Raw genomic sequence first — 13,573 nt, forward strand, 5'->3', positions numbered from 1 at the left:
CTTAAGAAGGCGGCCAGACAGCAATACTGGAGGATCAGCTCTCGTTCTGTTCGTCCGAAACGGAGACTTATAAATGCTGAGCAACCCAGTTCTTCATGTACTCCAGCACTCGAGTCGCACCTTCATCAGATTCAGCGAGTTCAATTGGTCGCTTATCGTCTAAATAGGGTTGGGCTTTTCCAACCATTTGAAAGCTGCAACCTTACTCCCGCGCACAGGATTCGCCAATTTCAGGATTTCCTGCAGCAGTTCAGGTTGCCCGTACCAAGATTCTGGCTTGGTTGTCGGCTTACTGTTTTGAACGACGCGAGGCAACTGGCAAGCAGCGAGTTCGCTTGCGTTGACTTACTCTCGCTTCCAATGTGCGAGCTTCACGAGATCAGTATTCGGTGGCCGAGTCTGATCAGTAGTTGGCACGACCACGCCAATCAGCACGTTGGTATGGGCTCTGATCATTTCTAGGGCCGCTGCCCTCCAGGCCGGGCGCGAGCTAAACCAACTGGCTCTAAGTTACACATTTGGCGATCGCAGCGACCAACGTCGGCATATCGAAGGGTTTGACCAGCACCAGCGTGTCTGGCGGGAGACGTTTCTCCAAGTCGTCTCCGGCATAACCGGTGACAAGCAATACGGGCATATCGTCGTACAGCACTCGGCATTGATAGGCCAACTCGCAGCCATCCATTGGGCCGGTCAAGCCGATATCGCTGATCATCAAATCGAAGGATTCAGCAGCTTCGCGCATGCGCTCTAGTGCACCGGAAGCGTCGCTGGCGACGATAACCTCATGACCCAACTGCTTTAGCCAGGTCGCCATCGTTTCACGCACTTCAAACTCATCATCTACCAACAGAATGCGGCCTGTTGGCTTATCTATAACTGATGACTGCTCAAGGCTAGGTGACAGCGTTTCGACGACCGCGTCTGTTGATGAGTCAGAACTTTCAAAGGGTAACCACATTCGAACCCGAGTCCCGACTCCGAGCACACTATCCAAGTCGACTTTGCCCCCCGACTGGTTAGCAAAACCGTAAACCTGGGACAAGCCCAGTCCCGTCCCGGCTCCAATCGGTTTGGTGGTAAAGAATGGCTCAAATACCTGGTCGAGTTGCTCCAGCGGGATGCCACTACCTTGGTCCATGACCTCGATGAGTGCAAAGCTCTGATACGTTTTATCGTCATCCAGAGCAAGCGTCATATCCTGGGCTTGTTGCGCCGTCACTTCGATATTCCCACCTCGTGGGCTCGCATCTCGCGCATTGACCAAAAGATTGAGGATTGCCGCCTCAAATTGGGCACTATCAACGTGAATAGCTGGAAGATTCGGAGATACCCACACCGTCACGTTGACGTGGTGTTCCGCAGTAGGACGTAGGAGGCTTACGATATCAGGCAGACGGCTCGCAAGGTCGAGTGCACATGGGGCAAGTGGCGAGCGCCGAGAGAAAGCTAGTAGTCGGTGTGTGATCATTGCAGCCCGCTGAACCAGCTCTTGTCCGCGCCTAGCTCGCTCAGGAACTGCCGAGAAGCGTCCAGATCTGGCGAGGTTAGAAATAAGTTCGAAAGAGACGCCGAGACCTTGGAGGATATTATTGAAGTCATGGGCGATGCCTGCAGTAAGCTCGCCGATCGCAGCCATTTTGCTTCTTTGCAACGATTCGGCTTCCATTTGCTTGCGGACTGTAATATCCGCGACCACGCCAGATACACGTAGAGGAATGCCGCCTTCAGAAAACTCGGTCCGCCCGAGCGGTGAAACCCAATGAATGGAACCGTCCGGCCAGCGCACACGAAATTCGCAACTCAGTGAGCCGACCGTTCTTGCACGCTCGAAAGCATCCGTGAGGATATGGCGATCCTCCTCAACGATATGCGTCAGAGCAATCTCCAGTCCCCATTGGGGCTGGAGGGTTTCGTAGCCAAAAATCTGATCGTGGCGAAGAGATCTCAGGACTTCTTGGTCGCGCTCCAGATCGAGCATCCAGACCCCCAGGTCGGCACTCTGTAGCGCGAGCTGAAGCAGGTGGGTGGGTAACGCATCCATGATGATGTCTCATCGGAAAGTAACAACTAAAAATCCTTGGCAGGACTGGAAAACCCAATTCAAAGATGAACGAGTGGATGCTGATAGCTCAGCGCGTAGCTTCCGCTTGAAAAATGCCCCATGTCTACGATGCGAGTCCAGTCTATTTGATCGTGAGTCAGTATGGCCCCGCCGAACGTGCTTAGTTCCCGGGTTATGGTGACGCTGGCGCAGGGTTGACTCCGTTACCGAAATTTTGCTGCCCCTGGCTTCTACCTTGCGCATCATATCAATGCTGAATATTTACCGATTGATGCTGGATTAGCATGTCATCACCCAACGGGTTAATTCGCAATCAGCGCCAACAGACAATGCTTTGTCGCCCATAGCCAGCACCTTGGCGGCGACACTGCATGCAGAAGCCAACCAGATGCACAGACAGGTCAACACCGTGTTGAAAATACCTCCAATCGACTCACGCCGTTGACGCGACAGGCATTGGTCAAAAAAAGACCAATGCTTCACAGCCCAGCAGCACGGCGGGTAAGCCCAACTTGCGCTGAGGTTATCCACAGGGTCATCCACCGAATCTGTGAGTAGATGAGGTCGACGGCAGATTCAACAGGATGGCTGTAGATCACTTGTAATGGGGGTGTTGCGATGTCCCTGGCAGACCCTAATTTCGAAACCGTAATCTCAGGCCATTCTAACCTCACGGGACCAATATAGGGTTTACTAAGGCGCATCACCTCTTTAGCAATCAATGTGTCTCCTTTGTGCGAATTCCACGTCATCCGGACACTCAGCCCACCAACATCCGGACACTCGTTCCACGCTTATCCGGACAGGCAGTCGGAGCGCAGCGACGCAGGTTTGCATTGTTAGTCTGAAGCCCCTGCCGCCGTCAATTTCGTTGCGCGCCTGCGCATCGATTCACCCTTCAGTTCAATTCGATAAGCGTTATGCACCAGCCGGTCGAGGATCGCATCGCCCAAGGTCGGATCGCCGATCAACGCATGCCATTTGTCCACTGGCATTTGGCTGGTCACCAGCGTCGAGCGGTTGCCGTAGCGGTCGTCCAGCAGCTCAAGCATGTCGCGCCGTTGCGCGGCGGTAAACGGTGCCAGGCCCCAGTCGTCCAGGATCAGCAGGTCAGTCTTGGCGTAGCCGGCCATCAATTTGGCGAAGCGGCCATCGCCGTGGGCCAGGCCTAGTTCTTCCATCAAGCGCGGCAGACGCAGATAGCGCACGCTGTAACCGTCGCGGCAGGCTTTGTGAGCCAGCGCGCAGGCAAGCCAGGTTTTACCTACGCCCGTCGGCCGCCGATGATCAGGTTCAGGCCATCGCGCAGCCATTGGCCGCTGCCCAGTTGCAGGATCAAGGCCTTATCCAGGCCACGCGGGCTGCGGTAGTCGATGTCTTCCAGGCAGGCGTTGTGGCGCAACCGCGCGGCTTTGAGGCGGGTGGTCAGGCGGGCGTCTTCGCGCTCGGTCAGCTCGCGATCGACCATCAGACCGAAGCGTTCGTCGAAGCTCAGATCATTGATATCAGGCGTTGCGTGTTGTTCGCCCAGCGACTTGATCATGCCGTGCAGGCGCAAGGTTTGTAGCTTGTCGAGCGTTGGATTCGGTAGCATTTCGAAGCTCCTTTCTCAGGTCAGTGGTAGTAGCCCGGGCCACGCAGGTTGATGTGCTCGTCAGGCAGCAGCGGCAGGTTTTGCTGGGCCAGCGGCAGGCGCTCCAGCCCTTGGCGCAGGATCGACTCGAGGCTTTTGTAGCTGCATGCGCCCAGTGCCAGCGCACGCTGGCACGCGGCTTCCAGCCGCGCTTCGCCGTGCTGTTTGCTCAGGCGCAGGATGCCCAGGCAGGCGCGGAAGCCGTGTTGCGGATGGATTCGGCGTTCGAGGATGTAGGTGATGACGCCGGCGGTGTTAGGCCCGGTCTGCTCTGCCCAGCGGATCAGCCGTTGCGGTGTCCATTCGGCGTGCTCGCGGTGGCTCTTGGGCATGTGCTCGGTTTGGGTGGTGTGGCGGCCTTTGTGCTGCGAGCGAAGGTGGCTGGCCACGCGCTGGTTGGCGTGGAAGCACTCGACGGTCTGGGCCGTGAGCCGCACTTCGACTTGGTGCTTCACCAGCTGGTACGGCACCGAGTAAAAGTGGCCATCGACCTCAACGTGATAGTCGATATGGACGCGTACCTTTTTCCATTCGGCATAGACGTACGGGTGTTCCGGCAGGCCTTCCAGGGCCGGTTGGTCGATGGCCTCGAAGGCTGACCGGCGTGAGCCGGGCAGCTTTTTGAAGGGCTTGTGGTTGAGGCGATCCAGCAGTAGCGCGATGGCTGTGTTGAGTTCGCCAAGCGAGAAGAACTGGCGGTTGCGCAGCACCGCCAGGATCCAGCGTTCGACCACTTGCACGCCGACTTCGACCTTGGCTTTGTCCTTGGGCTTGCGCGAGCGAGCAGGCAAGACGGCGACGCCGTAATGCTCGGCCAGATCGCGGTAGCTGGGGTTGATATCCGGCTCGTAACGGTGCGCTTTAGTCACGCCACTGCGCAGATTATCGGGCACCAGGATCTGCGTTGTGCCGCCGAAAAAAGCAAAGCATCGGACGTGCGAGCCCAGCCAGTCGGGCAGTTTCTGCGACCAGGTGGCCTCGGCAAAGGTGTAGCTGGACGCGCCGAGAACGGCGACGAAGATCTGAGCCTGACGGATCTCGCCGGTTTGTCGGTCGATGACCGGCGCTGTTTGCCCGGCGTAATCGACGAACAGCTTTTCGCCAGCACGATGCTCCTGGCGCATGACCACGTCGACCTTGGCGGTCCAAAGGCGGTAGTGCTCGCAGAACCAGCTGTATTGGAAGCCTTGCGGGTGAGCGAGTCGATATTCCTGCCAGAGCAAGGCCAAAGTGACGCCGGGGCGGCGCAACTCCGCGTGTACCCATGCCCAGTCAGGCATTGGGCGCTGGTCGGTCGGCACTGGCACTGCCGGTGGAAACAGCCGTCGATTCAACTCCGCGTCAGAAATATCGATGGGCCACTGAAGCCCACTGGCGGCGAACCGGCAAAGGTAATCCCCTGCACTCGAATGGCCGATGGATAAGCTGGCGGCGATCTTGCGCACGGACAGGCCAGCGTCGAACTTTAGGCGTAGTACCTCTCGGATTTTACGCATGGATAAACGCTCCACGACGACCTCTTCGCTTCGAAAAAAGAGGTCGATAGTAGTGAATAGTCCTGCGTTGCTGCCTGCCTGAAAGTGTCCGGATGGCCGTGGAATCGGTGTCCAGATGCTTGTGGAATGAGTGTCCGGATCAGCATGGAATCAGTGTCCGGATGTTGGTGGAATGGGTGTCCGGATAGTCGTGGAATCCGCAATCTTGCTGTTCTAAAAACCGTTTACGCTCAGTAGAGTTTAGCTGGTCTACAGACGTAATACGATTTCCGCCGCTGCTGGCTAGGTTTCCGTGCGACGCGACATGCTGAGGTGAACAGGTACTAGATACTGTTGGACTATATTGGTTGCGACTGGATGATGCACATATGCCCATGGAAGATTCCTCACTTAAGATTGAAGTGGTTTTTTATTGCGCTACTGCTATCGATAAAGTGCTCAAAACTTGCGACCCCCTGTGCGCCTTCGATGTCCGCTGGCAACAGCCGAGCATGCAAAATCAGATTATATTGATTATCAAGACCTAATATCAGGCAGGTTTTTTTAGGCTAAAGTCATTAGCTTGAAGTAGCTCACGACTAAATCCTTCGTACTTATCTTGATACGCACCAAGAGTGCTATGTAAATAAATACAACCGTCACGTTCTCCATAAATCTTAACGGGAATATCGTCGTTGACCATAAAGCGATAAACCTCATCCTCGAACTGCTTTCCGGGTGGCGTAGGTAGCTTGTAACGCGCTATCAGAGCATCCACCCATCGATCAAAATTTGTTTTCATATGTTTTTCCCATTCGTAGATGACACATATGATATGTGTGGTCGATATTATGGGTTTAGTTCCATAGCGGCATACCAAGATTCCGGGCGGCCCGTATTTTTCGGCTGGATTTAGTGTGGCATTGTAGTGGTCAACTGATCCCGGACACGACGTTAAGTTTTTTCTTGGCCTGAGCCGGTGGCAGTCCACCATTAAATTGGTGCGGTCGAATCCAGTTGTACCGGTGCATCAAAAAATGGCTGATATCCCGCTGAGCTTGTTGGACCGTCGTGTAGCCCATGGTCGGTATCCACTCGGTTTTAAGGCTCCTGAACACCCGCTCCATCGGCGCATTATCCCAACAATTTCCTCGCCGGCTCATGCTCTGACGCATGCGATATCGCCAAAGGCGCTGGCGAAAACTCCGGCTTCCATATTGCGAGCCTTGGTCGGAGTGGAACAGCAAACCTTGAGGCTTCCCTCGCTGCTCGTAAGCCATGTCCAAGGCCTTGATGACCAAGTCGGCATCCGGCTTTCCCGACAACGCCCAGCCCACAACACGGCAGGCAAAAAGATCTAGCACAACCGCCAGATACTGCCATTTCCCTTGAGCCCAGGTGTAAGTGATATCGCCACACCAGACGTGGTCAGGAGCGGACACATCAAACTCCCGGTTCAAAATATTAGGAATGTCGGGCCGCTCGACCGTCGCCTTTTTGTAAGCATGCGATCCCGGTTGTTTGCTGACCAACTCCAGCTCGCGCATCAGGCTGCGCACCTTGAATCGCCCGATTCGCTCGCCGTCGTCCTGCATCATGGCCGTGATGCTACGGCTACCGGGAGCACTGCGGCCTTGGGTGAACAACTCGTTCACCCGACTGCGCAATCGAAGGCGTTCTACATCCGGTGTGCGGCGCCTGAGACGCCGAGCGTAGTAGCACGAGCGGGTCACTTCAAACACCTTGCACAGCCAATCAACCGGCTCGTGGATGCTCAACTGGTCAATCAGCGCGAACCCTCGAGATCTTCCGATATCAAGAGCGCGGTAGCCTAATGAGATGGTCACCCCCACACCCTGCGAGGGCTAAGCTTTAGCAGGGTGCTTTATTTTCGGAGGGCATCATCATGAGCGAGTCAGCGCTGATAGGTATTGATCTCGGTAAACATACGTTCCATCTGCACGGCCAGGATAAGTCAGGCCGGGAGGTGTTTCGCAAAAAATGTTCACGGGCGCACATGATGCAATTTTTTGCCAGCTCGCAGAGCTGTGTCGTGGCAATGGAGGCCTGTGCGGGGTCGCACTGTGTTGCTCGTCAGTTGGCGGCAATTGGACACACGCCCAAGCTGATTTCCCCGCAGTTCGTCAAGCCCTTCGTCAAGGGCAACAAAAACGACTTTGTCGACGCTGAGGCGATTTGCGAAGCCGCTTCTCGTCCTTCGATGCGTTTCGTTACGCCCAAGACTGAATCCCAGCAAACCCTTTCTGTACTCCATCGGATGCGCGAATCGTTGGTGCGTGATCGCACCAGAACCGCTAATCAGATGCACGGTTTTCTATTGGAATTTGGCGTCAGCCTGCCCAGAGGTTTGGCCATCATGAAGCGTCTGGCGGTTGTTTTGGCTGAGCATGAACTTCCCGTTCGTCTGACGGTGCTGCTGCAGCGTTTGCACAATCACCTCATCTATCTGGATGAGCAAATCAAGGCAATGGATAAAGAGCTGGCATGCCAAGTGGCCGATGATGATCTGGGTAGCCGTTTGCTGAGCATTCCATGTGTAGGCCCGATCACCGCCAGCCTGCTAGCTGTGGAGATGGGCGATGGTGAGCAGTATCGATGCAGCCAGGACTTTGCCGCATCAGTGGGATTGGTACCCAAGCAATACAGCACCGGCGGCAAGGCCAACTTACTGGGGATCAGTAAACGCGGCGACAAGCACCTTCGACAGTTGCTCGTGCAATGTTCCAGGGTCTACATGCAGAGACTCGATCACCAGAAAGGAGCCTTGGCCGACTGGGTTCGTTCATTGCTGAGTCGACGCCACTCCAATGTTGTGGCCTGTGCCTTGGCTAACAAGCTGGCGCGAATCGCTTGGGCGATAGCCGCGCACCATACGCAGTACGAAGCAGGGCCAGGCGCCTGAGCGCCTGATTCGGCAGTTGTTGCTGTACCACGATTTACCTTTCAGGTTTTGCGATAGCTGAATAGTGGATGACGTAAACGGCCTATCAGCCTGACGAAGAACCTGTTTTAAAAATTGGCTCAGCAAGAAGCCGTTAGCCTTTTTCCCGCTCAAGGCGAGCAATTCGGGCTTCCAGCTCTTGGATTTTCTGCTGCTCCGGGGTCAGCGCCTTGCTCTGCGGGGTGACGCCCGTGCGTTCTTGCTGCACCTGGTCGACCCATCGGCGCAAAGCAGACTCTCCGACACCAAGCGAGCGAGAGGCCTCAATGTGGCTATAGTCTTGATCGAGCACGAGGCCTACGGCCTCACGTTTGAATTCAGCGGAAAAGGTACGGCGTTGTTTGGTCATCAGACACCTCTGTCTGGCGAGCATTCTCGCCTAAGGATGCTCCGATCAACTTGCCGCGCAGCGGTGGCAAGCCGTAATTTGCCAGGCACATAGCGCTATTTTTCTGAAAACGGTCTGATGCAGTGTGAGTCGAGCGCGTTTTTCGCTCGGTTTTCCGTGTTAAGCGCGCAACTCACCCAAACCCATTAGTCGCTTTCGAGCCATCCACAGGTTCGACAGGGCGAACAGCGTGGTCAGTTGGGCCGTGTTTTTCATCAGCCCACGAAAGCGTACTTTCACGTAACCAAACTGGCGCTTGATGACCCGAAACGGATGCTCGACCTTGGCGCGTGTCTGCGCTTTGCAGTACTCGATCTTGCGCTTGGCTTTGTACAACAGGCTGCGTTTGTTCAGCTTGGAATACGTGCTGCGCCGCGCCGCGATTTGCCAGATCACGTTACGATTTTCGTGCTCTTCACGCTTCTCGACACCGGTGTAGCCAGCGTCCGCATAGACCGCGTTTTCTTCCCCGTGGAGCAGTTCGGCGACTTGAGTGACATCGGCCACATTGGCCGCAGTGCCATGGACGTGATGAACCAGTCCAGACTCAACGTCAGCGCCGATGTGGGCCTTCATACCGAAGAAATACTGGTTACCCTTCTTTGTCTGATGCATCTCGGGATCACGCTCGCCGTCTTTGTTCTTGGTCGAGCTTGGGGCATGAATAATGGTGGCATCGACGATGGTGCCCTGGCGCAGCGACAGGCCTTTTTCCTGCAAATAACCGTTGATGACCGCGAGGATTGCAGGAGCCAGTTGATGTTTCTCCAGCAGGTGCCGGAAGTTCATGATCGTGGTGTCTTCCGGTATCGGCGCACTCAACGTCAGGCGTGCAAACTGGCGCATGGGGGTGATTTCGTAGAGCGCTTCTTCCATGGCCGGATCACTCAGGGAGAACCAGTTCTGCAGCAGGTGAATGCGCAGCATGGTTTCCAGCGGATAAGGTTTTCTGCCACCGCCGGCCTTGGGGTAGAACGGTTCGATCAGGCCCAGCAGACCTGTCCAGGGGACGACCTGATCCATCTCGGCGAGGAAGCGTTCGCGGCGTGTCTGCTTGCGCTTGCTGGCATATTCGAAATCGGAAAAGCTCATCTGGCTCATGGGAGGCTCGGATCAGGTGGTCAGGCGATTTTCGCATAACCGGGACTTGTTCGGAGATTCCCTAAATGGGTGTCCGGTTTCATTAGACCACTACACATAGCTTATGGAGTGGTTAATCCCATGGCGCCGCCCTTCATTGCGATAATGTTTAAGGATAGGGATGCGGCCGTAAAAATATTTGAGCGGTGGCGAGAGCGATTCGGGACAGTAGACAAGGAGGAGGAAATCCACGTAGGCAGAGACTGTCAGAAATTTTGTGTTCGGGCATAACATGTAGCTAGAGGTGCATGTATGCCGACCAAAAAGAAGTCCGCCAATGCAACAGCGAGGGAGTTGCCCTCGATTCCCCAAGAGCTGATCGAGCAGTTTGTTAAAGGCCCGATGAGCGCCGAAGCCATTCAAGACGCGTCCATGGCGTTCAAGAAGGCTCTGATCGAGCGTGCGCTAGGCGCCGAGCTGGGTCACCACCTTGGTTACCCTCAGGGCGCGGAGCGCCCTGAGGAGTCGACCAATCAGCGTAATGGCAAAAGCAGCAAGACGGTTCTGACCGACGACGGGCCGCTTCGCCTGGATATCCCCAGAGACCGCGATGGTAGCTTCGCCCCGATCCTGATTCCCAAGCACGAACGACGTTTTACAGGCTTCGACGACAAGATAATTGCCATGTACGCCCGGGGCATGACGGTGCGTGAGATCCGCGCTTTTCTATCTGAGCAGTATGGAACTAACGTGTCCCATGACTTCATCAGCTCAGTCACCGATGCGGTCATGGAAGAGGTGGGCACTTGGCAGCAACGACCCTTGGAACCGATGTATCCGGTGATCTTCTTCGATGCGTTACGGGTCAAAATCCGGGACGAGGGGTTAGTGTGCAACAAGGCTATTTATCTGGCGCTGGGGGTATTACCTGATGGCACGCGCGACATTCTGGGTATATGGATCGAGAGCACCGAGGGTGCCAAGTTTTGGATGAAGGTGTTCAACGACCTCAAGACTCGTGGCGTTGAAGATGTTCTGATCGCCGTCACGGATGGCCTCAAAGGAATACCGGAGGCGTTGGGGGCGGTTTTTCCTGCCACGACGCTGCAAACCTGCATCGTGCATCTGATCCGCAACAGCTTGGACTATGCCGCTTGGGATAAACGTCGGGCACTGGCCAAAGCACTCAAGCCGATCTACCAGGCGATCAATGCAGATGTGGCTGAGCAAGAGCTTAACGCCTTTGAAGCGGGCCCCTGGGGCAAGCAGTATCCGACTGTGGTTGCTGCATGGCGTCGCGCCTGGGATCGGGTTATACCGTTTTTTGTTTTCCCGGCGGGCATCCGCAAAGTGGTTTACACGACCAATGCCATCGAGAGCATCAATGCCCAGTTACGCAAGATCATCAAGACTCGAGGGCACTTCCCGACCGATGAGGCCGCGACGAAACTGATATGGCTTGGGTTGCGCAACATCACCGCCAACTGGGGTCATGCGGCACACGACTGGAAAGTGGCAATGAATCAATTTGCGATCCTGTACGGAGACCGATTTACCAGACCGAGCTGGTAAAACAAGGGCCTGCCTGACGGCAGGCCCTAACCAGCCCGAACACAAAAAAACTGATACTCCCCGTAGGCATTGTTCGCCGGTTTTCCATCGAGCATCCGACGCATTACGGAATGGTCATCACCTCAAAGATCCCGAGGGATCAAGGGGATCTACAAGTTGCGATGCTGGCGTCGCGCTCCCTGACCATGGAACCTGCTGATGACGTCAACCTCACAAGGTTTTTGGACGACTACAAGAAGGCTGGTGCTTATCTCTTAATGCCAGTTGTAATGGTGCCTGGGCAACCACCGCAATTCATCGACGGAATCTATCTGCTTAAGAGATCGTTGCAGGTGAAGGACGCTTCCGATGTTGGCCCAAATGACCTAGAAAACATGTTTCTTCAGCCTCGGGGATTTGGGCACAAGCACACATGACCTGTAAGGGTTTATCTCTGTCAGCCGCCCCTACATGGGCGGCTCAAACGTGCCGACCAATTCCGACGTATCGAGATCAACTGCAGCGCAAATGACTTTTCAATTGGAATGGAATTCAAAGAAAGTGAGAACGAGCTAGCACCAGTTTCGGAAATCGACCAAAACAACCATGGTTCCTTGGTGGATCTCTCGATAATGAACGTGCAGAGAAGTGGGGACCAAAGTGGGGACTAGCGACAAGGATAATCGAAAAAGCTAACACCAAGTCTCGCTAACCACTTGATAATTATGGTGTCCCAGGGCAGGTTCGAACTGCCAACCTTCCCCTTAGGAGGGGGATGCTCTATCCAATTGAGCTACTGAGACACTGCGTGCCAGCACACCGATCGGTGCCAGCGAGGACGGCGTGCATCTTAGCGGCATGTGCCGCTTTTGTCATGTCGTCATTGCCCTTCAAAGCTGTAGCCGATGTCGCCCCGAAACGCGGCTGAATAAACCGATCATGCAATTTGCAATCCCCCAAAAAGCCATCATTGCAAAACGCACTGCACCCGACTTTTTTCAATTAATATGTCATTGATTTAAAAGGAATTTTTATCATTTTCTGATTGGCATGCAGACTGCATTATCAGTATCAGTGAACACATCTCCTCCCAAACGGTCGGGCACAGGTACTGGAAAATGAACAAGACTCTCTCAGTGTTGAATGCGGCAGCTCTGGTGGCTCTGGTGGCATTTCATTTTCATGACTCCGGCGCCAGTGACACGCAGGTCACCGCACCTGCTCCTGTTCATCACCAGATCAGCCATGCGCCTCAGTTGGCTATCATGACTGACCGCATTGCTAGCGCAGCGGTATTGGCCAATGACGATGATGATTCACTCCAGATGCCACGCGCCGAGCAGCGCTGGATTTTCTGAGAACGCTTGAACCAGCCATTTATAGAGAGAGTAGCCATGTCAAAATCCGCGTTGTCATTTCTGGTCCTGGCGATTATGGCTGTGATCGTTGACCTGTTGCTTCCTGTCCAAGCGCACACCCTGAGCATCGCTGCCAACATCGCTGCAGGCGTGTTCGCCAGTCTTTTCGTAGTAGCGCTTTTTCTCGGCCGTCGTATCAAATTCGACCCGGTGCTTCGCTAATCTAAAAGGCATAGCACCAAAAGCTCACAACCCTCTCGCTCGACCCGCTCATCGCGCCGAGCACTGCGCTCATATCCTCCAAATCCTGCTTTCGCCCCGCCCTCGCAACCCTTGGTCGGGTAGCTTCGTTTGCGCTGAATTCCGACCTACTCTCAGAGTCAGATGGCCATGATGGCAAAAAGAAGCTCAGTGACGTGCCCGGTTATTCAGGGGCAAATGCGAGGACTTTGCAAATTTGCTCGCATTTCTGATAATTGGTGCTGGCCAAAAGCCGCCACCTGAGTCAATATTTGTCACAGAATTGACGCCAAGGATTCGACGTATTACGGCATGATGTCGGCCCCTTGGAACCCCGGTTGAACATTTGGCCAAAATGACTGTCTCACGATGACAATCTTGCGGCCACTTGCTAGAACCGCTTCCCCTGAACTAACCGGTTAAATATATGAGCCCTATGAAACAGGCTACTTATTCCAGCCGCACGGCTGACAAGTTCGTCGTTCGCCTACCAGACGGCATGCGTAATCGCGTGCAAGAGGTAGCCAAGAATCATCACCGCAGCATGAACTCGGAAATCATTGCTCGTCTCGAACAAAGCCTGATTCAGGAAGGCGCACTTGGTGATGAACCAAGCCTGCGTCTTGACAGTCCTGAGCTGTCCTTGCACGAACGCGAGCTGCTGCAACGTTTTCGTCAGCTTTCACATCGTCAACAGAATGCACTTGTTTCGCTGATTGCTCATGACACGGAACTCGCTTCCGAAGAGTCCTGAGACTTGGTGTAACAGACAAAGGCCAGCGAAAGCTGGCCTTTTTCGTTGTAGCCTTTTTCGTTAGTAG

General features: G+C 54.8%; 10 protein-coding genes, 1 tRNA gene and 3 pseudogenes. 6 read left to right on the forward strand and 8 right to left on the reverse strand.

The genetic code is table 11. The features are described from left to right. Positions 1–505: 505 nt before the first annotated feature. From AC4ANE_RS18975 to AC4ANE_RS18995, 5 genes and pseudogenes are all read right to left on the reverse strand, one after another. Positions 506–2,044 (reverse strand): PAS domain-containing hybrid sensor histidine kinase/response regulator, encoded by a 1,539-nt coding sequence (locus AC4ANE_RS18975; protein WP_031598481.1) that lies wholly within the window; start codon positions 2,042–2,044, stop codon positions 506–508. An 860-nt stretch (positions 2,045–2,904) separates the two neighbouring features. Then, positions 2,905–3,659: pseudogene (gene istB, locus AC4ANE_RS18980) on the reverse strand (IS21-like element ISPsy14 family helper ATPase IstB). Between the two features lie 20 nt (positions 3,660–3,679). Then, positions 3,680–5,194: an IS21 family transposase gene (gene istA, locus AC4ANE_RS18985; RefSeq protein ID WP_054082386.1), complete on the reverse strand. Its 1,515-nt coding sequence runs from the start codon at positions 5,192–5,194 to the stop codon at positions 3,680–3,682. Positions 5,195–5,723: 529 nt separating this feature from the next. After that, positions 5,724–5,975, reverse strand: coding sequence for a type III secretion system chaperone family protein (locus AC4ANE_RS18990; RefSeq protein ID WP_170947405.1), 252 nt, complete (start codon positions 5,973–5,975; stop codon positions 5,724–5,726). A gap of 130 nt (positions 5,976–6,105) precedes the next feature. Beyond that, a pseudogene (locus AC4ANE_RS18995) lies at positions 6,106–7,005 on the reverse strand (IS3 family transposase); the annotation flags it as partial. A gap of 74 nt (positions 7,006–7,079) precedes the next feature. Between AC4ANE_RS18995 and AC4ANE_RS19000 the strand changes: the two are divergent. Continuing rightward, positions 7,080–8,096 (forward strand): IS110 family RNA-guided transposase, encoded by a 1,017-nt coding sequence (locus AC4ANE_RS19000; protein WP_002554419.1) that lies wholly within the window; start codon positions 7,080–7,082, stop codon positions 8,094–8,096. Positions 8,097–8,235: 139 nt separating this feature from the next. Here AC4ANE_RS19000 and AC4ANE_RS19005 read toward each other — a convergent pair. After that, positions 8,236–8,484 (reverse strand): annotated as a pseudogene (locus AC4ANE_RS19005) (transposase); the annotation flags it as partial. A gap of 159 nt (positions 8,485–8,643) precedes the next feature. Then, the gene (locus tag AC4ANE_RS19010) at positions 8,644–9,624 is read right to left on the reverse strand and encodes an IS5 family transposase (protein ID WP_044424202.1); all 981 of its coding nucleotides are present in this window, start codon (positions 9,622–9,624) and stop codon (positions 8,644–8,646) included. A 291-nt stretch (positions 9,625–9,915) separates the two neighbouring features. Between AC4ANE_RS19010 and AC4ANE_RS19015 the strand changes: the two genes are divergently transcribed. Both AC4ANE_RS19015 and AC4ANE_RS19020 read left to right on the forward strand, forming a co-directional pair. Beyond that, a complete protein-coding gene (locus AC4ANE_RS19015) occupies positions 9,916–11,175 on the forward strand; it encodes an IS256-like element ISPsy17 family transposase (RefSeq protein ID WP_054082596.1) in 1,260 nt (419 codons plus the stop codon). 110 nt (positions 11,176–11,285) lie between these two features. After that, entirely contained in the window at positions 11,286–11,591 is a 306-nt protein-coding gene (locus AC4ANE_RS19020) for a hypothetical protein (protein WP_180273449.1), read from the forward strand. A 289-nt stretch (positions 11,592–11,880) separates the two neighbouring features. Here the strand turns inward: AC4ANE_RS19020 and AC4ANE_RS19025 are convergent. Next, positions 11,881–11,957 (reverse strand) — tRNA-Arg (locus AC4ANE_RS19025). Positions 11,958–12,272: 315 nt separating this feature from the next. Here AC4ANE_RS19025 and AC4ANE_RS19030 point away from each other — a divergent pair. The 3 genes from AC4ANE_RS19030 to AC4ANE_RS19040 all read left to right on the forward strand — a co-directional run bounded on the left by AC4ANE_RS19030 (position 12,273) and on the right by AC4ANE_RS19040 (position 13,506). Further along, positions 12,273–12,512 carry a hypothetical protein gene (locus tag AC4ANE_RS19030; protein ID WP_002554421.1) on the forward strand — a complete coding sequence of 80 codons (240 nt, stop codon included), beginning with the start codon at positions 12,273–12,275 and terminating at the stop codon, positions 12,510–12,512. A gap of 36 nt (positions 12,513–12,548) precedes the next feature. Then, a complete protein-coding gene (locus AC4ANE_RS19035) occupies positions 12,549–12,734 on the forward strand; it encodes a PA3371 family protein (RefSeq protein ID WP_002554422.1) in 186 nt (61 codons plus the stop codon). A 445-nt stretch (positions 12,735–13,179) separates the two neighbouring features. Next, positions 13,180–13,506, forward strand: coding sequence for an Arc family DNA-binding protein (locus AC4ANE_RS19040; protein ID WP_002554423.1), 327 nt, complete (start codon positions 13,180–13,182; stop codon positions 13,504–13,506). Positions 13,507–13,573: the final 67 nt, after the last annotated feature.

The organism is Pseudomonas sp. Pme6b (assembly GCF_058129925.1).

Excerpts from the sequence above, each read along its gene's own strand:
- AC4ANE_RS19010 (WP_044424202.1), bottom strand. The coding sequence starts at position 9,624 with ATGAGCCAGATGAGCTTTTCCGATTTCGAATATGCCAGCAAGCGCAAG.
- AC4ANE_RS19020 (WP_180273449.1), top strand. The coding sequence starts at position 11,286 with ATGGTCATCACCTCAAAGATCCCGAGGGATCAAGGGGATCTACAAGTT.
- AC4ANE_RS19035 (WP_002554422.1), top strand. The coding sequence starts at position 12,549 with ATGTCAAAATCCGCGTTGTCATTTCTGGTCCTGGCGATTATGGCTGTG.
- AC4ANE_RS19015 (WP_054082596.1), top strand. The coding sequence starts at position 9,916 with ATGCCGACCAAAAAGAAGTCCGCCAATGCAACAGCGAGGGAGTTGCCC.
- AC4ANE_RS18990 (WP_170947405.1), bottom strand. The coding sequence starts at position 5,975 with ATGAAAACAAATTTTGATCGATGGGTGGATGCTCTGATAGCGCGTTAC.
- AC4ANE_RS19000 (WP_002554419.1), top strand. The coding sequence starts at position 7,080 with ATGAGCGAGTCAGCGCTGATAGGTATTGATCTCGGTAAACATACGTTC.
- AC4ANE_RS19030 (WP_002554421.1), top strand. The coding sequence starts at position 12,273 with ATGAACAAGACTCTCTCAGTGTTGAATGCGGCAGCTCTGGTGGCTCTG.
- AC4ANE_RS19040 (WP_002554423.1), top strand. The coding sequence starts at position 13,180 with ATGAGCCCTATGAAACAGGCTACTTATTCCAGCCGCACGGCTGACAAG.
- AC4ANE_RS18975 (WP_031598481.1), bottom strand. The coding sequence starts at position 2,044 with ATGGATGCGTTACCCACCCACCTGCTTCAGCTCGCGCTACAGAGTGCC.
- istA (WP_054082386.1), bottom strand. The coding sequence starts at position 5,194 with ATGCGTAAAATCCGAGAGGTACTACGCCTAAAGTTCGACGCTGGCCTG.